Source organism: Qipengyuania sp. RANM35 (genome assembly GCF_041021145.2).
In the GTDB taxonomy this organism is placed as follows: Bacteria; Pseudomonadota; Alphaproteobacteria; order Sphingomonadales; family Sphingomonadaceae; genus Qipengyuania; species Qipengyuania soli.
This window is the reverse complement of record NZ_CM196433.1, coordinates 2352059-2370597: the sequence shown is the minus strand read 5'-3', so window position 1 is coordinate 2370597 and position 18539 is coordinate 2352059. Positions and strand designations below refer to the sequence as shown.

The window sequence follows — 18539 nt, the reverse complement described above, 5'->3', positions numbered from 1 at the left end:
GTCAGTCACCGGCCTTGCGCGCCTGTTCCGCGGCGACCTGCTGGCGGAAAATCTCGACCTTGCGTTCGATCGAGGCGCGCACTTCTGCGGCGCTGACATTGGCGCGGGCCGCTCGCTCGGTGGCGATGGTATCCTTGTGCGCGGTCAGCAGGCGCAGCGCCGCGGCAACGTCCAGCTTCCGGGTCGGAGCCGGATCGCGCAGGAAGCCGAGCACCTCCATTTCCAGGTTGGCATAGCCTTCGAAGAGGGCCGTGCGCCACTCACCCGCGAAATCCTCGTCCGAGCGCCGGGTGCGATAGACTTCGCGCACCGAGACATTCGCCTCATGGGCGGAAGCGGTGACGTTGGAAGTCTCCGCCAGCATGTCGAGAAAGGTGCGCTTCCATTGCCGGGGTGCGGGCTTGTCGGCGCTGTTGCGGATGACCCGGCCGCCATTGGCATGGAAAGCCTCGCGGGCCTTCGTGCAGGCTTCGAAGAACTCCTCGCTGCGTTTGCGCCGGTTATATACGGGTCCGGTGGTGATCCCGGCTGCGCTGGCTGCGCGTTTGACCGAGCCATACTTCTTGAGCGCCTTCAGGAATGGCGCCTCCCAGGCATGGCGGTCGCCGGACTTGGCTTTGCCCATCTTGCCCTCCCGCAACGAATTGACTGAACGCGAAAAGGCGGCCGCTCCGGCTGGTGGAGATGGCCGCCCTTCAGTGCGAATCACACTATCGCGATGTTCCTTTTATGTACCCAAACAGCGTGACGATGTCAATCAAAAAGAACCAAATAGGTTATTCAGTCGCGCTTGCCTACGAAGGGATGCTCGCCTAGTTCGCTGAGGACCACGGGACGCGAGGAATTTCACCGGACCATGCTGCGCAAGCTCTACGACTGGACGCTCGAAAAGGCGTCCCACCCGCATGCCGAATGGTGGCTGGCGATGTTCGCCTTCATCGAGGCGAGCTTCTTCCCGGTCCCGCCACACCCGCTGCTGGGCCTGATGTGCCTTGCCGAGCCGAAGAAGGCGATCCGCTTCGCGGTCATCGCGACGCTGGCCTCGGTCGCCGGCGGCCTCCTCGGATATGCGATCGGCTGGGGACTGTACGATACCATCGGTGCCGACCTGCTGCGCTGGCTCGGCTTGTCGGAGAGTTTCCCTGTGGCGGCCTGCTACCTGCGCGAATATGGGGTCGAGATCCTGATCGTGAAGGGTGCGACGCCGATACCGTTCAAGCTGCTGACGATCACCGCGGGCTTCATCGGCATGGCGCTGGTGCCGTTCATCCTCGCCAGCATCGTTTCCCGCTCGATCAGCTTCATGATCGTGGGCGTGCTGTTCCGCCTGTTCGGGGCACCTATCAAGCGCTTCATCGACAAGTACCTCGGCCTCGTGACCGTGGGCTTCGTGGCGCTGGTGATCGCTGGCTTCGTCGCCATCGCCTATCTCGACGGCGGGGAAGACCAGGCCACGGCCGAGAAATGCGCCGCCGCCACGCTGGAGCAGTAAGCGGGACCTAGCCGAGGGCGAATTGTGCCAGCCGGTCGCGGACGGGGATCGTGACCGAACCATAGCCGCGCTGGACGAGGCCGAGCTTCTGCAGTTCGCGCAGCGCCGCATTGGCAGTCGCACGGGTCACTCCGAGCAGGTCGGCGAGTTCCTGTTGTGTCACCACGACGCTCGCCGGCTGGTCCTGGTCGGAGGCCATGTTGGCGAGGATCGCCGCGAGCCGCTGCGGATTGGTCCCGCGCCTCAGGCCGGCAAGTTGCGCCAGCGTGTCCTGAAGTTGTTCGGACAGGGCGCCCAGCAAGGCCCGGGTCGAGGCGGGGTAGTTGCTCAGCGCCTCGAGGAAGGGGCGCGCCGCGATCAGCCTGACCCGGCTGTTGCCACGCGAAACCGCGTCGACGATGCGCGGCTTGCCGGCGAAGACCGCCAGCTCGCCATAGGAATCGCCAGGCCCCAGCAGTGCGACCGCGCGAAATTCCCCTTCGGGCAGGAACTGGCCGACCATGACCGATCCTTCTTCGATCAGCCAGAAGCCGTCGGCCCGCTCACCCCTTTGCTGGATGATCTGACCGTCGCCGAATTCGCGCACCGCGGCATTGCGCAGGAGATGGACCCGCAAGGCAGGATCGAGCGCCGAAAACAGCATCGGCGACATCAGCGAACGTCGAGTCGCGGGAGAATGTAAACTATTGGACATTCTTACTCGTCAGTAAACGCTAGACCGCGAATCGACAAGACCGTCCTCTTGGGAGAGAGACATGCCCGGATCGACCATCGCCATCATCGCCATCTATCTGGGCTTTGCCCTTGCCGAGCTGTGGCGCTCGGACCTGTTCTCGAAATCCGAGCAGACCCGCGATGACGGGATCGTCGAAGCGGTCAGCATGACGATGCTGATCGCGGTCACCCAGCCGACCGTCCTGTTCGCCGCCGGAGCCCTCGCCAATGCGATCGCCCCGCAATACGCAGGAGCACTGGCCGGCCTCAACGTCTTCGCCGCGATCGCGCTGTTCCTCGTTTGCGAGGACATGATGCAGTACTGGTGGCACCGCGCGAGCCATTCGACATCCTGGCTCTACAACCTCCACCGCGCGCATCACAACGCCAAGTACATGAGCGTCCGGCTCGTCTACCGGAACAACATCATTTATTACGCAATGATGCCCAGCCTGTGGCTCGCGGGCGTGCTTGTCTGGCTCGGCCTCGGCTGGGTCTATGCCGGCTACATCGTCGTCAAGATGCTGGTCATCATCGGTGCCCATTCCGACGTCGCCTGGGACAAGCCGCTCTACGCCATCAAGTGGCTCTCGCCCGTCATGTGGGTGGTCGAGCGGACCATCTCGACGCCTGCCACGCACCATGCTCACCATGGTCGCCACGCCGACGATCCGGCGGTCAACTACAAGGGCAACTACGGGAACCTGCTGTTCTTCTGGGACGTACTGTTCGGAACCGCGAAGATCACCCGCACCTATCCCACGAGCTACGGTGTCGAGAACCTCGCCCCGGCGACGCTCGGCCAGCAATTGCTGTGGCCGATCTTCCCCGAAAACAAGATCATGCCCGAAGGCGGGGAAAAAGTTGCAGAGCAGGCAGCGCCCAGCGCCGCCTGACCGGGCGTGCCGGCCGGGAAGGAGAGCCTGGCCGGCACCTTTATGCTAGCGGTCGCGGTAATCGGGCCGCCGCTTGTCGAGGAAGGCGCGCTGCGCCTCCAGTGCATCGGCCGTCTGGCTCAGCATCACCTGCTGACGATCCTCGATCGCCAGCGCTGCCTCAAAGCCGGGCGCATCGATATTGCGATTTAGGGCATCCTTGCTGAGCCGCAGGCCCATCGGTGCGGTCAGGAGCATGTCGTCGACGATCCCGGCCGCCGCGGCATCCAGCTGGTCGCTCTCGACCACTGCACTGACGAAGCCCGAGGCGAGTGCGCGATCGGCATGGATGAAGCGACCTGTGAGGATCATCTCCGAGGCCAGCGACGAGCCCACCAGGCGCGGCAGGAAATAGCTCGATCCCATGTCGCACCCGCCGAGACCGATCTTGATATAGGCCGCGTTCATGCGGAAATCCGGCGTGCAAAACCGGATGTCGCTCGACAGCAGCAACGACAGGCCGCCCCCGCAGGCAGCGCCCTGTGCCAGGGCGATGATCGGCTGGGGGCAGCTGCGCATCAGCTGCATCACCGTGGCAATGGCCCGCTGGGTGCGCCAGGTGTGATGGATCGCCCCCTCGTTGCCGGTATTCTTCCAGCTGCCCAGATCGAGGCCCGCGCAGAATGCCCGGCCCGCAGCCCTGAGCACCACGACGCGCACATCGAGGCGATCGTGCAGGCCGCGGAAATAGTCCTGCAATGCATAGATCAACGCCTCGTCCATGGCGTTGAGGCGCTCGGGCCGGTTCAGCGTGACCGTCTCGACCGGACCATCGGAGTGGATGAGGATCGGGTCGGTCACTGGCTGTCCCTTCGTCAGATGATGCCCACGGCCTTCCCGGCAACCTCGAAGATGCGCAGGATCTCGCCCACTTCCTCCTCGGAATGCTCGGCGCAGAGCGAGCAGCGCAGAAGGGTCATGTTCGCAGGCGTCGCCGGCGGGCGGGCGAGGTTCACGTAGAGCCCGTTCTTGATCAACGCCTCCCACATGGCTGCGCCGCGCTCGAGGTCGGGCATGATCACCGCGATGATTGCGCTCTGCGGTTCGTCAGTGCCGAGCTGGAAGCCGAGGTCGCGCAGGCCCTTGTGGAGGTTCTTGGAGTTCTCCCACAGATGCGCACGCTTGTTCGACCCGTGCATCAGCTTGCGGATCGAGGTCTCGGCCGTCGCGACCACGCTCGGCGGCAGCGAGGCGGTGAAGACATAGGGACGGCAGACGAGGCGCATGATCTCGAACTTCGGATGGTTCGATACGCAGAAACCACCGACGGTGCCGACACTCTTGGAGAAGGTGCCGATGATGAAGTCGCAATCGTCGATGACACCGGCCTGTTCGCACACGCCGCGGCCATGCTCGCCGATGAAGCCCATCGAGTGAGCCTCGTCGACCAGCACCATGGCGCCGTACTTCTTGGCGACCGCGACCATTTCCTTGAGCGGCGCAATGTCGCCGAGCATCGAGTAGACGCCTTCGAGGACGACCAGCTTGCCCGCGCCTTCGGGGATGCGCTTGAGCCGCTTTTCGAGCGCTTCGATGTCGTTGTGCTTGAAGGGCACGATCTCGGCATTGCCCATCGCACAGCCGTCCCAGATGCTGGCGTGGCTGTCGATGTCGAGGATGACGTAGTCACCCTTGCCGGCGATGGTGCTGATGATCCCGAGATTGGCCTGGTAGCCTGTCGAGAAGACCATCGCGTGGTCCATGTCGTAGAAGTCCTTGAGCGCCTGCTCGACTTCCTTGTGGCCCTGGTAGGTGCCGTTAAGCACGCGGCTACCGGTGGTCCCCGAGCCGAAATCGGCCAGCGCCTGCTTGCCCGCCTCGACCACATCCGGGTCGAAGGTCATGCCCATGTAGTTGTAGGTGCCGAGCAGGATCGTTTCACGCCCGTTGCAGATCGCGCGGGTAGGCGAGAGGACCTTTTCCATGACGAGGTTGAACGGATCCTCTACCCCGCTGGCGAGGAGGCCTTCGCGCATGGCGATGATGTCGTCGAACTTGGAGAAGAGGTCCTTGCCTTCGCCCTCAAGTTCTTCCGGCTGGTCCGGCTGGATGATGCCCTCGCTCATCAGTCGGCCTGCAGCTTGGTCACGGCATCGACGAGCTGGCCGTAGTTCTCGATCTCGGCCTGCTGGTTCATCGAGATGATGATGTCGAACGCGTCTTCGATCTCGGCCACGAAATCCATGACCGTGAGGCTGTCGAATTCGAGATCGTTGGCAAAAGTGGTGCTGTCGGTGATCGCGACTTCCTTCTTGTTGAAGGGCTCGATCAGCGAACGGATCGTGGTGTCGACTTCGGCGCGGTCCATAGGGGGTCCAGTTCTCTGCGTTCTTCCGGTGCGCAGGGCGTAGTCCTGCATGATGTCGGGGCCAAACGGTTTCGCGCGGCGCTTGTCAAGCTTGCCTAGTCGGGCAGCAACGCGCGCACGGCGGCCATGAAGGGGCCGATTGAGACGGGCTTGGCGAGGTAATCCGCCGCACCGGCATCGCGGATGCGCTCTTCGTCGCCCTTGCCGGCGTAGGCGGTCACCGCCAGAACCGGGATGTCGCGGAGCGAATAATCCGATTTGAGCTGAACGATCAGGTCGACCCCGCTGACATTGGGCAACTGGATGTCCATGATGACCAGGTCGGGCGCGAATCGCTTGGCCGTGGGCAGCACGTTGGAACCGTCAGCGACAGGCACGACTTCGAAGCCGTTGGCCTTCAAAACGTCGCAGAACAGTTTCCGGTTGAGATCGTTGTCCTCGACAACGAGGATTCTCTTTGCCACCTGCGGGCCTCCTCAGGGCGTGTGCAAGGCGCCATATGGAAATCGAAGGGAACTGACAATTATCCGCGACGCATCATCTTCGCAGGCAGAGGGCAGGGCGCCCGAGGTCTTGGCGCTCGAGGCACTCGGCTGGGCACTCGCCGACGGACAACGCGCCGACCGCCTGTTGTCGCTGACCGGCCTGACCCCGGAGCGCCTGCGCCACGGAATCGAGGATCGCGGCGTGCAGGCAGCCGTGCTCGAATTCCTCGCCAACCATGAGCCCGACCTCGTGCTCGCCGCCGATGCGCTGGGCACGACGCCCGAAGCGCTGGTGGCCGCCAGCCGGGAGCTCGCCCGATGAGCCGGCCGCTGATCATCTCCGACTGCGACGAGGTCCTGCTCTACATGGTCGCGCCCTTCCGCGACTGGCTGGCCGAGACGCAGGGCGTCGAATTCCGCATGGTCGGCAACGATTTTTCAAAGGCGCTGCGCTGGCAGCAAAGCGGCGACTATCTTGCGCCCGAGGACATCTGGAAAATGCTTGGCGGTTTCTTCGACACGCAGATGCATCGCCAGACGCCGATCCCGGGTGCGATCGAAGGCATCAATGCGCTGGCCGATCATGCAGACGTCGTGGTGCTGACCAATCTCAACGATGCGCGCCAGCAGATGCGGCGTGAGCAGCTCGCGGACCACGGTTTCCATGCGCGGGTCTTCACCAACCAGGGGCCGAAGGGTCCTGCACTCCAGGCGATTCTCCAGGAATACAATCCGTCGCACGCCATCTTCATCGACGACCTTGCCCAGCATCACCGTTCAGCGCGCGAGACCCTGGGCGGGACCGGCGCCAACATCACGACCCTCCACCTGTGCGGCGAACCCATGCTCGCCCCGCTGATCGATTGCGCACACAAGTCCGGCCATGCCGACGCACGGATCGACACGTGGGAGCACGCGCTGCCCTGGCTGATGGGCAAACTCGAAAAGGAAAACGCATGACTATCGCCGCACGGCTCCAGGAACTCGGCATCACCCTGCCCAAGGCCGCAGCCCCCGTCGCCAGCTACGTGCCGGTCGTTGTCGACGGCCGCCGCGCCTACCTCTCGGGCCAGCTGCCCTTCGTCGACGGCAAGCTCGTCACCGGCAAGCTGGGCGACACCGTGAGCCTCGAGGAAGGCCAGGCGGCGGCCCGCGCTTGCGGGTTGATGATTCTCGCCCAGCTCGAGGCTGCAGGCCTGCTCGAGCGGGTCGAACAGGTGGTCAAGCTGGGTGGCTTCGTCGCATCGACGTCCGATTTCACCGACCAGCCCAAGGTTGCAAACGGCGCGTCCGACCTGATGGTCGAGGTGTTCGGCGATGCCGGCAAGCACGCTCGCAGCGCAGTCGGCGTACCGGTCCTGCCGCTCGATGCCGCGGTCGAGGTCGATGCGATCATTGCTATCACGGCTTGACCGCTTCTTCGTCGCTTCGCCCGACCCTGCGCGGGTCGGGTGGTTGCGCGAATGGACCTATGCCCATCGCGGGTTGCACGGCGAGGGGCGGGTAGAGAACTCGCCTGCCGCTTTTCGCGCGGCGGTCGAAGAAGGCTTGGGCATCGAGTGCGACCTCCAGCGCAGCCTCGATGACTGGCCCATGGTCTTTCACGACTGGGATTTTGCCCGCCTGCTGGGGTCGACCGATCAGGGCGAACGTCGCACCAGGGCGCAATGGCAAGCCTTGCATTATGCCGATGGCGAGGCGCCGATAGATCTTGCCGCCCTGCTTGAAATCGTTGCAGGTCGGGTCCCGCTGCTGATCGAGGTGAAATCCAAGCCACGCTACGATGTGACGCGGACTTGTCGTCGCGTCGTCGATGCACTCGAAGGATATGCCGGGCCCCACGCTGTCATGAGCTTCGACCCCCGTGTCTCCCGGTGGTTCAAGCAGCACTCGCCCATGACCGTGCGCGGCCTGGTCATGCGCGAGGATAGCAAGGGACATACACAGAGCGAGATCAGCCGCCACCTCGCGCTATGGGCCGCCCAGCCCGATTTCCTCGCCTATCACGTTCACGCACTTCCCAACCGGATGGTCACGGCTGCTCGCACCGCAGGGCTGCCGGTGCTCACCTGGACCGTCAGTTCCCCCGACCTGCGCGAACGGGCGCGGCAATATGCCGATGCGCCCATTGCCGAAGGCGCGGGACTGCCATGAGCGATGGCGGCCTAGCCGCGCGTGTCGGCGGATCGGTCGGCGCCTTCGACCGTGCGGAATGGAATGCGCTCGCAGGCGCCGACAATCCGTTCGTGAGCCACGAATTCCTGACCGCGCTCGAAGATTCGGGTAGCGTCGGACCGGGCACCGGGTGGCAGGCGACACCGATCGTCATCAGCGAAGAGGGCGGCCCGATCCTCGCCGCCATGCCCGCCTATCTCAAGAGCCACAGCCAGGGTGAATACGTCTTCGACCACAGTTGGGCCGATGCCTACGAACGCGCCGGTGGACGCTACTACCCCAAGCTCCAGATTGCCGCGCCTTTCACCCCGGCGACGGGGCCGCGATTGCTGCTGTCGAACGAGGCGTATGCCGCGCCGCTGCTCAATGCGGCCGAGCAGCTGTGCCTCCAGAACCGCTTCTCTTCGGCCCATGCGACCTTCATCGAACCGGCTCAGCAGCCGCTGTTCGAGAATGCGGGGTGGATGCTGCGCTCGGACATCCAGTTCCACTGGCACAATCGCGGGTTTTCGACTTTCGATGATTTCCTCGCCACGCTCGCTTCGCGCAAGCGCAAGGACCTGCGCAAGGAACGCGCGGCGGCACAGGCGGAGGTCGAGATCGTCAGGCTTACGGGGGGCGACATTCGTCCCGAGCATTGGGACGCCTTCTGGCATTTCTACCAAGACACCGGCGCACGCAAATGGGGCCATCCATACCTGACGCGCGAGGCTTTCGACCTGTTCGGCGAGCGGATGGGAGAGAAGATCATGCTGGTGCTGGCGCTGCAGGACCGCGTTCCCGTGGCCGGCGCGCTCAATTTCATCGGCGGTGATGCGCTATATGGCCGCTACTGGGGCTGCACGCGCGACATCCGCTTCTTGCATTTCGAGCTTTGCTACTACCAGGCGATCGACGCGGCGATTGAGCTGGGCCTGTCGCGCGTCGAAGCCGGAGCGCAAGGCGGGCACAAGCTCGCCCGCGGCTATGAACCGGTGGAGACCGTCTCGGCGCACTGGATCGCCGACCCCGGTTTCCGCGAGGCGGTGGCGGAATTCCTCCAGCGCGAGCGTGCCGGAGTGGCCGCCGACCGCAACTACCTTTCCGCCCGAACCCCGTTCAGGAAGGGCGGATAGGGTTCAGGCGGCCTTGCGCTGTCCTTCGAGGAGCCATTCGCGTGCACGGCGCTGGGCCTCGGCGATTTCGCGGGCGGTCATTTCCTCGGAAATGTCGGCGCGGCACCAGGCGGCTTCCTCGTGGCCTTTCGAGGCCGCGATGTTGAACCACTTGTGTGCTTCGATCATGTCGCAGGTCACGCCGTGGCTGGCGGTCGAAAAGGCGACACCGAGGTCATAGAGAGCATCGAGGCTGCCATTGCCGTAAGCGGCGAGACATTCGGCGACGAGTTCGGCAGCAGCCTTGCCCTGCACGATGGCACCGGCGCCTCCCTGGATAGCGGTAAAAGCCATTGTCATTTCCCCCATTGAGCCCGGCATTTGCCCCGCCGGACAGCCAAGAGGTCGCCTCTTATGGTCAACAATTGGTTAACGGCCCGGTTAATTTCTTTTTTGCCGAGGGAATTCGCGCTGTTTGGGACACGTGCAGCATCAATTTGGCACCTTGCCGGGATTGCCGCTTGTGCGCCTAGGGGCGCTTGCCTATAGGCCCGCCCAACAGGGCGTCGGGCACCGGAAACATCCGGGCCAGCGGGGCGACGATGACCTGCGATTGCGGTTCTTACAGGTGAGAGGGTCGAATGGCCTCAACGGCTTCGAGCGACATGGAAAAACTGGCCAAGGCCCGCGCGGCGGTCGGTGACGATTACAATCCCAGCGAAGACGAAGAGTACATGAATGACAGGCAGCTGGATTATTTCCGCATCCTGTTGCTCGACTGGAAAAAGTCGATTCATGACGCCGCGGGACAGACGCTGCAATCGCTCCAGGATGGTCCGATACGCGAACCCGACCTAAACGACCGCGCATCTTCCGAAACCGACTGGGGCATCGAACTGCGCACGCGCGATCGCCAGCGCAAGCTCATCGCCAAGATAGACTCCGCCCTGCGCCGCATCGACCGGGGTGAATATGGCTATTGCGAAGTGACCGGCGACCCGATCGGCCTGAAGCGCCTGATCGCGCGTCCCGTCGCCACGATGACCGTCGAGGCGCAGGAAGCACACGAGCGACGCGAGAAGATCTCCCGCGACGACTGAACGCGTTAACCTTTTCGTTTTACCGCTCTTTCAAGTCTCCTCGGGCATATAGCTCCACACACGCCGGATTTGCGTGGTGGTTGTTAAGGCTTGGGAGACGGAAGCTTAATGTCTTCGCTGGAAACCCGGAATGTCGTGCGCGACAGCCTTTTCCTGTTTGCGGATCTGGCTTTCGACGGACGCACGGAAGTGGTGCGCGCGAAAGTGCGCAATCTGTCGGCCGGTGGCATGATGGCTGAATCCGGCGTGGCGGTGGCCAGCGGCGATCGCGTCACAGCTGGCCTGCGCAATGTCGGCGAGGTGAAGGGCGTGGTTGCCTGGGTCCAGGGAATCCGCTTCGGAATCGCGTTCGATCGCGAAATCGACCCGATCCTGGTGCGCGCGGCGAATTCAGCGGGAACGCAAGGAAGCGAGGCTCCGCGCCATACGCGACCGGTGCGGACGGGACGCATCTTCGACAATGAACATGGCGTTCGCTCGATCTGAGTGAAACTTGCGGCTGACGCGGCGGCCCATGACTGCTAGTCGCGGGCGATGCGCTTCATCCCTGCCCTGATACTGGCACTGGCAACCGCTGCATGCAGCGGCGGGGTCAATGACGGTGTGGTCGATGTTGCCTTCATTGCTGCGCCGAGTGAACTTGCTACCGGCGGCGTCCGATTGGCCTATCCCGGACAGGAGCTTCGTGCTGCGCAGGCGCAGGGGTTGGTGTCGCTCGATCCGGCAGGTTCGGTCGTTCCCGCGCTGGCAGAGCGCTGGATCGTCACCGATGACGGCTCCAGCTACATTTTCCGCATTCGCGAATTCGACCTTCCCGATGGCTCGCGCCTGACGGCCCAGATGGTGCGCGACAAGCTGGCTGCGACCTTGCGGCGGCTGGACGGGACCTCGCTCGGCCTCGACCTTGCCAAGGTGCGCGATATCCGGGCGATGACCGGCAGGGTGATCGAAGTCCGCCTGAAGAGCCCCATGCCCGACCTGCTCCAGCTGCTCGCCCAGCCGGAATTGGGCCTGTCGCTCGACAAGACCCAGATTGGGCCGATGCGCGCCACTCGTGAAGCCGACTACATCCAGCTCGATGCCATGCCGCCCGAAGACCGCGGCTTGCCGAGTCAGGAGGGTTGGGAGGAGGCAGTCTCGCCCGTGCGCGTATATGCGAAGGATGCGGCCACTGCTGCGGAGGGTTTCGCGCAAGGCAAGTACGACCTCGTTCTCGGCGGACGGATCGAAAGCCTCCCGTTAGTGAACGCCGGCCCGTTGAGCCGCGGCACGATCCGGCTCGACGCAGCGCTGGGATTGTTCGGCCTTGATGTCGCCAATCCCGCAGGATTCCTCTCCACAGCCGAGAACCGCGAGGCCGTGGCAATGGCGATCGACCGATCAACCCTGCTCGGTGCATTCAACATCGGTGGCTGGGTCCCGACGACGCGGATAGTCGCTCCCGGACTACCGAACGATCCCGGGACCGTGGGAGAGCGCTGGGGCGACATGGACATGGGCGCGCGGCGTTCGCGTGCGGCCTCGCGCGTGTCACGCTGGAAAGGCCTCAATGGTGGCGAAGTGCGCGTCAGCATCGAATTGCCGGACGGGCCCGGTTCCGACCTGTTGTTCGAGGCACTTGCACGGGATCTGTCGCAGGTCGGCATAGCAGTCGAACGCACGGCCAAGGGCAAGAAGGCCAACCTCGTCCTGCGCGATCGCGTGGCACGCTTCGGGGGTCCGCGCTGGTTCCTCAACCAGTTCAATTGCCGCGTCTCGCGCCAGGTTTGCTCCGAGGGCGCGGATTACCTCGTCGGCCTGGCCGTGGATGCGCGCGATCCGGCAGAAGAGGCTTCCTTCCTTGCCGAAGCGGAGCAGGCATTGACGGCGTCAAACCTGTTTATCCCGCTGGGCGCTCCTATCCGCTGGTCACTGGTGCGCGGTGACACTACTGGCTTTTCCGAGAACGGCTGGAACGTCCATCCCTTGTTCCCACTCTCCCACGCCCCCATCTAGGGAAGATGGACGAACGCTTCCCCCGCGCCCGACCGCTGGGCTTCGAAATGCCGACCGGCACCGACCCTCTGTCCGTGCGCAAGCGCATCGAGGCGATGGAGCAATTGCTCGAACGCAGTCTCGTCATTCCCGGCACCAACTATCCCATTGGCCTCGACTCCATCGTCGGCCTGGTCCCGGTGATCGGCGATTTCGTTACGGCGGCGATGGGCGCCTACATCGTGTGGGAAGCGCGCAATCTCGGCATCCCCAAATGGAAGCTCTGGCGCATGGCGGGCAATATCGCCTTCGACAGCGCGGTCGGTGCCGTGCCCGTGCTGGGCGATGCCTTCGACTTCGCCTTCCGCTCCAACAGCCGCAACCTCAAGATCGTCAAAAACCACCTCGACAAGCATCATCCCGCGACCCGCGTGATCGAGGGGTAGTTTCAAGCGAGACGATTGCGCGCTAGGGGTGCGCGCATGGCGCAAGACGTTACCTACGGGTCCTACCTCGACCTCGATCGCATCCTCGCTGCGCAGCATCCGGCATCGGACGCGCATGACGAGATGCTGTTCATCATCGTCCACCAGGCTTCCGAGCTGTGGCTCAAGCTGTGCATCCACGAACTGCTCGCCGCGCGCGAGTGCATAGTGGCCGACAATTTGCGCCCCGCCTTCAAGATGCTCGCCCGCGTCGCCCGGGCACAGGGCCAGCTGATCCAGAGCTGGGACGTGCTCAGCACCATGACCCCGCACGACTATTCGACCATCCGCCCGCATCTCGGCGGCTCCAGCGGCTTCCAGAGCGCCCAGTACCGGATGATGGAGTTCCTCCTCGGCGGGAGGAAACCCAAGATGGTCGAAATGCATGAGGCAACACCGGACGTGGCGCGCGAACTGCGGGCCGAACTGGACCGCAAGAGCATCTATGCCGAAGCGATCGCGCTGCTGGCACGGCGCGGTTTCGCGATCCTGCAGGAGGTGCTCGACCGCCCGGTCGGTGCGGCTTGGGAACATTCGCCAGCAGTCGAGGCAGCCTGGGCAGAGATTTACCGAGACCCGCAGAAACACTGGGATCTCTACGAGCTTGCAGAAAAGCTCGTCGACCTCGAATACCACTTCCAGCGCTGGCGTTTCGGACACCTGAAGACCGTCGAGCGCATCATCGGCTTCAAGACCGGCACTGGCGGGACGCCTGGCGTTCCGTACCTCGAAGGCGTGCTGAAGGCGGCGTTCTTCCCCGAACTGCTCAGCGTCAGGACCGCGCTGTGAGCCGCATCCGGGATATTTCCCAGGTCCTGCGCCCCGGCCTGCCGGTCTGGCCTGGGGACACCGAATTCGCGTTCGAGCGGACGTGGAAGATGGAGGACGGCTCGCCGGTCAATGTCGGGCGCATGACGATGAGCACGCATTCGGGCACGCATGGCGACGCGCCGCTGCATTATTCGGCAACGGCCGAGGATATCGCCAGCGTCTCGCTCGACCCCTACCTTGGCGAATGCCTGGTGGTCGATGCGCTTGCGGCGCGGGGGTGGGTGCAGATCGCCGACTTGCCCGACCTCGGCGGTGCGACGCGGGTGCTGTTGCGGACCTACGAGCGCTTCCCGCATGATCAATGGGACAGCGATTTCACTGCCATCGCTGCCGAGACGATCGACTGGCTGGCCGGGCAGGGCGTTGTCCTGATCGGTACCGATGCGCCCTCGGTCGACCCGCAGGAATCGAAGACGATGGACGCCCACAAGGCGGTGCTCGCCAACGACATGCGCATCCTTGAAGGGCTGGTGCTCGATGACGTGCCGCCGGGGCGCTACGAGCTCATTGCCCTGCCGCTGAAGATCACGGGCGGGGATGCGGGCCTGTGTCGTGCGGTGCTGCGGGAGCTCCCGGATGCTTGAGCGTGCGCGCACCCTCGACGCGGGCGATCCGTTGCGCGAGTTCCGCGACCGTTTCGACGTGGCCGAAGGCGTCATCTATCTCGACGGCAATTCGCTCGGGGCGTTGCCCAGGGCGACGCCCGACCGGATCGCCGAGGTCGTCCGGGGCGAATGGGGCGAAGGCCTGATCCGCAGCTGGAATGGCGCCGACTGGATCGGGATGCCCCAGCGCGTCGGGGCCAAGATCGCACCACTGGTCGGGGCACATCCGCACGAGGTCATCGCCTGCGATTCCACCAGCGTGAACCTGTTCAAGCTGATCTCCGCCGCGCTCGCCATGCGTCCCGGCCGCAAGGTGGTGCTGAGCGAACCGGGCAACTTTCCCACCGACCTCTACATGATCGCGGGGCTCGAACAGCAGGGTCTCGCCGAGCGTCGTCTGGCACCGCGCGAGGCGATGGCGGAAGCGATCGACGATGACGTCGCGCTGCTGATGCTGACCCATGTCCACTACAAGACCGGCGCCATCTTCGACATGGCCGCGCTCACCGAGGCGGCTCACGCCAAGGGCGCGCTGGTGCTGTGGGACCTGTCGCATTCGGGCGGTGCGCTGCCGGTCGATCTGAACGCCTGCAACGCTGATTTCGCGGTCGGCTGCGGTTACAAGTATTTCAACGGCGGACCCGGTGCGCCCGCCTATCTCTTCGTTGCAGAGCGGCACCAAGTCGAGGTGCAACAGCCGCTGACCGGCTGGATGGGCCACGCCGCGCCCTTCGCCTTCAGCGACGACTATGCGCCCGCGCCCGGCGTCGACCGGATGCTCTGCGGCACACCGCCCATCCTCGGCCTCGCCGCTCTGGAAGTGGGGGTCGACCTGATCGCCGAAATCGGCGTCGAGCGGCTCTATGCAAAGTCGCAGGCACTATCCGAATTCTTCCGTCAGTGCGTGTCGGAACACGGTATCGAACTCGAGGTCGTCAGCCCGATCGACCCCGCGCAGCGCGGCAGCCAGCTTTCGTTCCGCCATCCCGAGGCCTACGCCATCTGCCAGGCCCTCATTGCCCGCGGCGTGATCGGCGACTTCCGGGACCCCGATATCCTGCGCCTTGGTTTCGCGCCCGCCTACCTGCGCTTCGGGGACATGGCCGAGGCGGCACGGCATCTCGCCGAGGTGCTGGAAACGGGAGAGTGGCAGCGCGACGAGTTCCGCGAGCGGGCGGCAGTGACGTAAGCAAGCGCCCAATTCGGGGCCAAAGTTGAATTCGTCGCCTCGATGCGTACGGTCAAACCCGTGATGATCTCGCGGGGGGAAGAATGTTGATGGCGAAGGCATGTAGACTTCGAGTGTTCGTCTTTGCGGTTGCGATGGCCTTTGCGGCTCAAGCTTCTGCCAGGCCGGTTGATCGATACTTACTTCGCGATGTCGATATCCTTCATCTCGATGTGGATACTCCGCGGATCGAAAGGGACATGGCGATCCTCATCGAAGATGGCGTGGTTTCCCGCATAGCCCCTGCGAGCCGAGATATAGCTGACGAGGGGCTCATGGTCATCGATGGCCAGGGGCGCATCGTGATGCCAGGGCTCGTCGACATGCACGTCCACATCTGGGATGAAGCGTCGCTCGGTGCCTATCTTGCCAATGGCGTGACGACAGTCCGAAACGCATCGGGAATGCCGTTCCACCTCCCGCTGGCAGACCGGATCGAAAATGGTGAGGTTCTTGGCCCTCGGCTGATCACCACTGGCCCGATCCTCAACAGTCATGGTGCGAATGAGCAGATAAATCATGAGATCGTGGCCACTGCCGAGGAAGCACGCGGCGCAGTGCGGCGGCAGCACGATGCCGGTTTCAGGCGACTGAAGGTCTATTCGAACCTCACCCGCGAAGCATACGACGCAATCCGGGACGAGGCCGGCAAATTGGGAATGACCGTCATGGGTCATACGCCTGAGGGGGTTCGGATGGCAGGAACTCCAGCTGCACGCCCATTCACGATCGGTTTCGACGAAATCCTCGACGATGGCTTCGTCACGATCGAACACGTGGAATCGATTGTCTGGCACGGTCTCCGCAACCGCTACGATGAGTCGGCTGCCAAGACGCTCGCTGCGAAAATCGCAAATGCGAAAGTTCCGGTCGATCCGACGCTTCTTGCCTTTTCCAACCTACTTAGGGTTGCAGAGACCGGCGGTGCATACCTCCAGCGACCCGGGACCGAGATGCTCAATCCCCTGCTCGTCGCTCAATCACAAGCTGAGTACGATCGATGGTCCCACGAAGATATTCCACAGAACCGCGCAGCTTTCGAGTTCTTCAAGACCATGACGCAGTACCTTCATGAAGAAGGTGCGCTGATGGTGGCGGGCAGCGATGCCGGCATTTTTACGAATATTCCCGGCGTCTCGTTGGTCGAGGAACTCGACTTGCTTGTCGAAGCAGGCCTCCAACCTCAAGATGCGCTGCGAGCCGCTACGCTCAATCCAGCCAAGGTACTGGGAGAGACGGACCGCTTCGGACGTGTCGCAGAAGGGCAGAGGGCGGACCTCCTGCTTCTGGATGCAGACCCCAGCATGGATCTTTCGGCGTTAAGGCGGCTGTCCGCCGTCATTGCCAAAGGGCGATACCTCGATCGCGAGAAGCTCGACGAGCTACGCAAGAGCGCGGCGGTACATGATGTCGCAAGAACGCAGCGAAATCTGGTGGAAGCTCTCGAGGCACAGGGCGTCGATATTGCCGGCCTCGGATTGTAGCCGGTGCACGGGTGGCACGTGACCACCCGACATTCTCCTATTCCTCCAGCTCGATGTCCCAGTAGAGCCAGTCGCGCCAGGTTTCGTGGAGGTAGTTCGGCGGGAACATCTTGCCGTGCTGCTGCAACTGCCAGTGCGTTGGGCGGATCGGCTCGGCGTAGAGGTGCATCCCCGCCTGTTTCGGTGTCCGCCCGCCCTTCTTCATGTTGCAGGGTGCGCAGGCGGTGGCGATGTTTTCCCAAGTAGTCTTGCCGCCCAGCCGGCGCGGGGTCACGTGGTCGAAGGTGAGGTTGTGCATGTCGCCGCAGAACTGGCAGCTGAAGCGGTCGCGCAGGAAGACGTTGAAGCGGGTGAAAGCAGGGAACTCACTCGGTTTCACATATTGCTTCAGCGCGATCACGCTGGGGATCTTCATGTCGAGCGAGGGGGAGTGGACTTCGCGGTCGTAGGTCGCGATGACGTCGACCCGGTCGAGGAAGATGGCCTTGATCGCGGTCTGCCACGGCCACAGGCTCAGGGGATAGTAGGATAGCGGTGTGTAATCGGCATTCAGGACGAGGGACGGACACGACTGCAGATTGCGCGTCGGATCCTCGAGCGTACTTCGGAACCTCGCGGCCCGTTCCAGCAGTTCGGCCCTGAACACGTTGGCGTTCCTCCCCGATCTCTTGGTTCGAAAAATGCACTTGCAAGGAAAAGGGTCAAGACTGTTACAGACAGGCTTTCCACAGGCTTATCCCGGGAATCGCGACATTATTGACTCACTCTCAAAGCAACCGTGTCCGCACCGATGACAGTCACACGGTTTGCCCCGAGCCCGAACGGCTCGCTCCACCTCGGTCATGCCTACGCGGCCATCGTCGCACATGACCGGGCGCGTGAAGGGCAGGGCCGCTTCCAGCTGAGGATCGAGGATATCGACGGGACCCGCTCGCGCGCCGAGCTGGCCGACGAGTTTCGTGCCGACCTCGAATGGCTGGGCCTCGAATGGGACGAAGTTCCGGCGCAATCGACCCGCCTGGCGAGCTATGATGCTGCAGCGCGCAACCTGCTCGAACGCGGCCTGCTCTATCCATGCACCTGCACCCGCGCCGAGATCGAGGCGCTCGAACCGCATCTCGGGCCCGACGGGCTGGTTTATCCCGGCACCTGCAAGGGCCGCGAACTCGATATCGGCAAGCCACTCGCGCTGCGCTTCGACGTCGACAAGGCCATGGCGGAAGTTGGCGAGATCTGGTGGGAGGATGAGCTTGCGGGCAGGATGCGCGCCGATCCGCGCGAGGCGGGCGATGTCGTCATCGTGCGCAAGGATTCGCCAGCCAGCTACCACCTCGCCGCGACGCTGGACGATGCCGCCGACGGGGTGACGCTGGTGACGCGCGGCCAGGACCTTTTCTACGCCACCAACGTGCACCGCCTGCTCCAGGAACTGCTCGGCCTGCCGGTGCCGCGCTGGCACCACCACGGCCTGTTGATGGACGCCGGCGGCAAGAAGCTGTCGAAGAGCCGTCACTCGCCTTCGCTCGCCGATCGGCGCCGTGCCGGCGAGGACGGGCTGGCGCTGGCAGAGGAAATGCGGCAGGGGCGGTTTCCGGCTGGAATTACGCTCGCCAGTACCTAGATCGGGGT

At 63.8% G+C, this 18539-nt stretch carries 24 protein-coding genes; 16 read left to right on the top strand and 8 right to left on the bottom strand.

Annotation, left to right across the window (positions count from 1 at the left end):
* Window position 1 precedes the first annotated feature (1 nt).
* Complete coding sequence (locus RAM60_RS11815) at window positions 2–625, bottom strand: hypothetical protein (RefSeq protein ID WP_369026605.1); 624 nt, start codon at window positions 623–625, stop codon at window positions 2–4.
* 231 nt (window positions 626–856) lie between these two features.
* On the opposite strand from RAM60_RS11815, the gene RAM60_RS11810 reads away from it, so the two are divergent.
* Window positions 857–1492: a YqaA family protein gene (locus RAM60_RS11810; RefSeq protein ID WP_369026606.1), complete on the top strand. Its 636-nt coding sequence runs from the start codon at window positions 857–859 to the stop codon at window positions 1490–1492.
* Window positions 1493–1499: 7 nt separating this feature from the next.
* Here RAM60_RS11810 and RAM60_RS11805 read toward each other — a convergent pair whose 3' ends face one another.
* Entirely contained in the window at window positions 1500–2144 is a 645-nt protein-coding gene (locus RAM60_RS11805; RefSeq protein WP_369026607.1) for a Crp/Fnr family transcriptional regulator, read from the bottom strand.
* 103 nt (window positions 2145–2247) lie between these two features.
* Between RAM60_RS11805 and RAM60_RS11800 the strand changes: the two genes are divergently transcribed.
* On the top strand, window positions 2248–3102 hold the full coding sequence (locus RAM60_RS11800) for a sterol desaturase family protein (protein WP_369026608.1): 855 nt from the start codon (window positions 2248–2250) through the stop codon (window positions 3100–3102).
* 45 nt (window positions 3103–3147) lie between these two features.
* On the opposite strand, the gene RAM60_RS11795 is transcribed toward RAM60_RS11800, so the two are convergent.
* The 4 genes from RAM60_RS11795 to RAM60_RS11780 form a co-directional block, all read right to left on the bottom strand.
* On the bottom strand, window positions 3148–3942 hold the full coding sequence (locus tag RAM60_RS11795; RefSeq protein WP_369026609.1) for an enoyl-CoA hydratase/isomerase family protein: 795 nt from the start codon (window positions 3940–3942) through the stop codon (window positions 3148–3150).
* Window positions 3943–3956: 14 nt separating this feature from the next.
* Window positions 3957–5207, bottom strand: a complete 1251-nt coding sequence (spt, locus tag RAM60_RS11790) for a serine palmitoyltransferase (protein ID WP_369026610.1) — start codon at window positions 5205–5207, stop codon at window positions 3957–3959.
* A complete protein-coding gene (locus RAM60_RS11785; RefSeq protein ID WP_369026611.1) occupies window positions 5207–5449 on the bottom strand; it encodes an acyl carrier protein in 243 nt (80 codons plus the stop codon). Before RAM60_RS11785 ends, spt begins: the two co-directional genes overlap by 1 nt.
* Window positions 5450–5544: 95 nt before the next feature.
* Complete coding sequence (locus tag RAM60_RS11780) at window positions 5545–5913, bottom strand: response regulator (protein ID WP_200981551.1); 369 nt, start codon at window positions 5911–5913, stop codon at window positions 5545–5547.
* Window positions 5914–6022: 109 nt separating this feature from the next.
* On the opposite strand from RAM60_RS11780, the gene RAM60_RS11775 reads away from it, so the two are divergent.
* From RAM60_RS11775 to RAM60_RS11755, 5 genes are read left to right on the top strand one after another with little or no spacing between them, the layout of a single operon-like run.
* Entirely contained in the window at window positions 6023–6256 is a 234-nt protein-coding gene (locus RAM60_RS11775) for a DUF3572 family protein (protein ID WP_200981550.1), read from the top strand.
* Window positions 6253–6894, top strand: a complete 642-nt coding sequence (locus tag RAM60_RS11770) for an HAD family hydrolase (protein WP_369026612.1) — start codon at window positions 6253–6255, stop codon at window positions 6892–6894. Before RAM60_RS11775 ends, RAM60_RS11770 begins: the two co-directional genes overlap by 4 nt.
* Window positions 6891–7346, top strand: coding sequence for a RidA family protein (locus tag RAM60_RS11765; RefSeq protein WP_369026613.1), 456 nt, complete (start codon window positions 6891–6893; stop codon window positions 7344–7346). Before RAM60_RS11770 ends, RAM60_RS11765 begins: the two co-directional genes overlap by 4 nt.
* Window positions 7321–8088 carry a glycerophosphodiester phosphodiesterase family protein gene (locus RAM60_RS11760; protein ID WP_369026614.1) on the top strand — a complete coding sequence of 256 codons (768 nt, stop codon included), beginning with the start codon at window positions 7321–7323 and terminating at the stop codon, window positions 8086–8088. Before RAM60_RS11765 ends, RAM60_RS11760 begins: the two co-directional genes overlap by 26 nt.
* The gene (locus tag RAM60_RS11755; protein WP_369026615.1) at window positions 8085–9224 is read left to right on the top strand and encodes a GNAT family N-acetyltransferase; all 1140 of its coding nucleotides are present in this window, start codon (window positions 8085–8087) and stop codon (window positions 9222–9224) included. The genes RAM60_RS11760 and RAM60_RS11755 overlap by 4 nt, the downstream gene beginning before the upstream one ends.
* Window positions 9225–9227: 3 nt before the next feature.
* On the opposite strand, the gene RAM60_RS11750 is transcribed toward RAM60_RS11755, so the two are convergent.
* The gene (locus tag RAM60_RS11750; RefSeq protein WP_200981545.1) at window positions 9228–9557 is read right to left on the bottom strand and encodes a hypothetical protein; all 330 of its coding nucleotides are present in this window, start codon (window positions 9555–9557) and stop codon (window positions 9228–9230) included.
* A 287-nt stretch (window positions 9558–9844) separates the two neighbouring features.
* Here RAM60_RS11750 and dksA point away from each other — a divergent pair, with 287 nt between their 5' ends.
* The 8 genes from dksA (at window position 9845) to RAM60_RS11710 (ending at window position 16910) form a co-directional block, all read left to right on the top strand.
* Complete coding sequence (gene dksA / locus RAM60_RS11745; RefSeq protein WP_200981544.1) at window positions 9845–10303, top strand: RNA polymerase-binding protein DksA; 459 nt, start codon at window positions 9845–9847, stop codon at window positions 10301–10303.
* Window positions 10304–10411: 108 nt separating this feature from the next.
* On the top strand, window positions 10412–10789 hold the full coding sequence (locus RAM60_RS11740; protein WP_200981543.1) for a PilZ domain-containing protein: 378 nt from the start codon (window positions 10412–10414) through the stop codon (window positions 10787–10789).
* A gap of 48 nt (window positions 10790–10837) precedes the next feature.
* A complete protein-coding gene (locus tag RAM60_RS11735; protein WP_369026616.1) occupies window positions 10838–12298 on the top strand; it encodes an ABC transporter substrate-binding protein in 1461 nt (486 codons plus the stop codon).
* A gap of 5 nt (window positions 12299–12303) precedes the next feature.
* Window positions 12304–12723 (top strand): DUF4112 domain-containing protein, encoded by a 420-nt coding sequence (locus tag RAM60_RS11730; protein ID WP_369026617.1) that lies wholly within the window; start codon window positions 12304–12306, stop codon window positions 12721–12723.
* A 36-nt stretch (window positions 12724–12759) separates the two neighbouring features.
* Window positions 12760–13551 carry a tryptophan 2,3-dioxygenase gene (locus tag RAM60_RS11725; RefSeq protein WP_369026618.1) on the top strand — a complete coding sequence of 264 codons (792 nt, stop codon included), beginning with the start codon at window positions 12760–12762 and terminating at the stop codon, window positions 13549–13551.
* Entirely contained in the window at window positions 13548–14177 is a 630-nt protein-coding gene (gene kynB, locus RAM60_RS11720) for an arylformamidase (RefSeq protein ID WP_369026619.1), read from the top strand. Before RAM60_RS11725 ends, kynB begins: the two co-directional genes overlap by 4 nt.
* A complete protein-coding gene (gene kynU, locus RAM60_RS11715) occupies window positions 14170–15387 on the top strand; it encodes a kynureninase (RefSeq protein ID WP_369026620.1) in 1218 nt (405 codons plus the stop codon). Before kynB ends, kynU begins: the two co-directional genes overlap by 8 nt.
* Before the next feature lie 239 nt (window positions 15388–15626).
* Complete coding sequence (locus RAM60_RS11710; RefSeq protein WP_510639763.1) at window positions 15627–16910, top strand: amidohydrolase family protein; 1284 nt, start codon at window positions 15627–15629, stop codon at window positions 16908–16910.
* 37 nt (window positions 16911–16947) lie between these two features.
* Here the strand turns inward: RAM60_RS11710 and RAM60_RS11705 are convergent, their stop codons facing one another.
* Complete coding sequence (locus RAM60_RS11705) at window positions 16948–17556, bottom strand: HNH endonuclease (RefSeq protein ID WP_200981536.1); 609 nt, start codon at window positions 17554–17556, stop codon at window positions 16948–16950.
* 144 nt (window positions 17557–17700) lie between these two features.
* Between RAM60_RS11705 and gluQRS the strand changes: the two genes are divergently transcribed.
* Window positions 17701–18531: a tRNA glutamyl-Q(34) synthetase GluQRS gene (gluQRS, locus tag RAM60_RS11700; RefSeq protein ID WP_369026622.1), complete on the top strand. Its 831-nt coding sequence runs from the start codon at window positions 17701–17703 to the stop codon at window positions 18529–18531.
* The last annotated feature ends 8 nt before the right edge of the window (window positions 18532–18539 follow it).

What these genes read in the sequence shown, in the direction of transcription:
- RAM60_RS11815 (WP_369026605.1), bottom strand. Translation starts at nt 625, where the DNA reads ATGGGCAAAGCCAAGTCCGGCGACCGCCATGCCTGGGAGGCGCCATTC.
- RAM60_RS11810 (WP_369026606.1), top strand. Translation starts at nt 857, where the DNA reads ATGCTGCGCAAGCTCTACGACTGGACGCTCGAAAAGGCGTCCCACCCG.
- RAM60_RS11805 (WP_369026607.1), bottom strand. Translation starts at nt 2,144, where the DNA reads ATGTCGCCGATGCTGTTTTCGGCGCTCGATCCTGCCTTGCGGGTCCAT.
- RAM60_RS11800 (WP_369026608.1), top strand. Translation starts at nt 2,248, where the DNA reads ATGCCCGGATCGACCATCGCCATCATCGCCATCTATCTGGGCTTTGCC.
- spt (WP_369026610.1), bottom strand. Translation starts at nt 5,207, where the DNA reads ATGAGCGAGGGCATCATCCAGCCGGACCAGCCGGAAGAACTTGAGGGC.
- RAM60_RS11785 (WP_369026611.1), bottom strand. Translation starts at nt 5,449, where the DNA reads ATGGACCGCGCCGAAGTCGACACCACGATCCGTTCGCTGATCGAGCCC.
- RAM60_RS11770 (WP_369026612.1), top strand. Translation starts at nt 6,253, where the DNA reads ATGAGCCGGCCGCTGATCATCTCCGACTGCGACGAGGTCCTGCTCTAC.
- RAM60_RS11765 (WP_369026613.1), top strand. Translation starts at nt 6,891, where the DNA reads ATGACTATCGCCGCACGGCTCCAGGAACTCGGCATCACCCTGCCCAAG.
- RAM60_RS11760 (WP_369026614.1), top strand. Translation starts at nt 7,321, where the DNA reads ATGCGATCATTGCTATCACGGCTTGACCGCTTCTTCGTCGCTTCGCCC.
- RAM60_RS11755 (WP_369026615.1), top strand. Translation starts at nt 8,085, where the DNA reads ATGAGCGATGGCGGCCTAGCCGCGCGTGTCGGCGGATCGGTCGGCGCC.
- RAM60_RS11750 (WP_200981545.1), bottom strand. Translation starts at nt 9,557, where the DNA reads ATGGCTTTTACCGCTATCCAGGGAGGCGCCGGTGCCATCGTGCAGGGC.
- dksA (WP_200981544.1), top strand. Translation starts at nt 9,845, where the DNA reads ATGGCCTCAACGGCTTCGAGCGACATGGAAAAACTGGCCAAGGCCCGC.
- RAM60_RS11740 (WP_200981543.1), top strand. Translation starts at nt 10,412, where the DNA reads ATGTCTTCGCTGGAAACCCGGAATGTCGTGCGCGACAGCCTTTTCCTG.
- RAM60_RS11735 (WP_369026616.1), top strand. Translation starts at nt 10,838, where the DNA reads ATGCGCTTCATCCCTGCCCTGATACTGGCACTGGCAACCGCTGCATGC.
- RAM60_RS11730 (WP_369026617.1), top strand. Translation starts at nt 12,304, where the DNA reads ATGGACGAACGCTTCCCCCGCGCCCGACCGCTGGGCTTCGAAATGCCG.
- RAM60_RS11725 (WP_369026618.1), top strand. Translation starts at nt 12,760, where the DNA reads ATGGCGCAAGACGTTACCTACGGGTCCTACCTCGACCTCGATCGCATC.
- kynU (WP_369026620.1), top strand. Translation starts at nt 14,170, where the DNA reads ATGCTTGAGCGTGCGCGCACCCTCGACGCGGGCGATCCGTTGCGCGAG.
- RAM60_RS11710 (WP_510639763.1), top strand. Translation starts at nt 15,627, where the DNA reads ATGGCGATCCTCATCGAAGATGGCGTGGTTTCCCGCATAGCCCCTGCG.
- gluQRS (WP_369026622.1), top strand. Translation starts at nt 17,701, where the DNA reads ATGACAGTCACACGGTTTGCCCCGAGCCCGAACGGCTCGCTCCACCTC.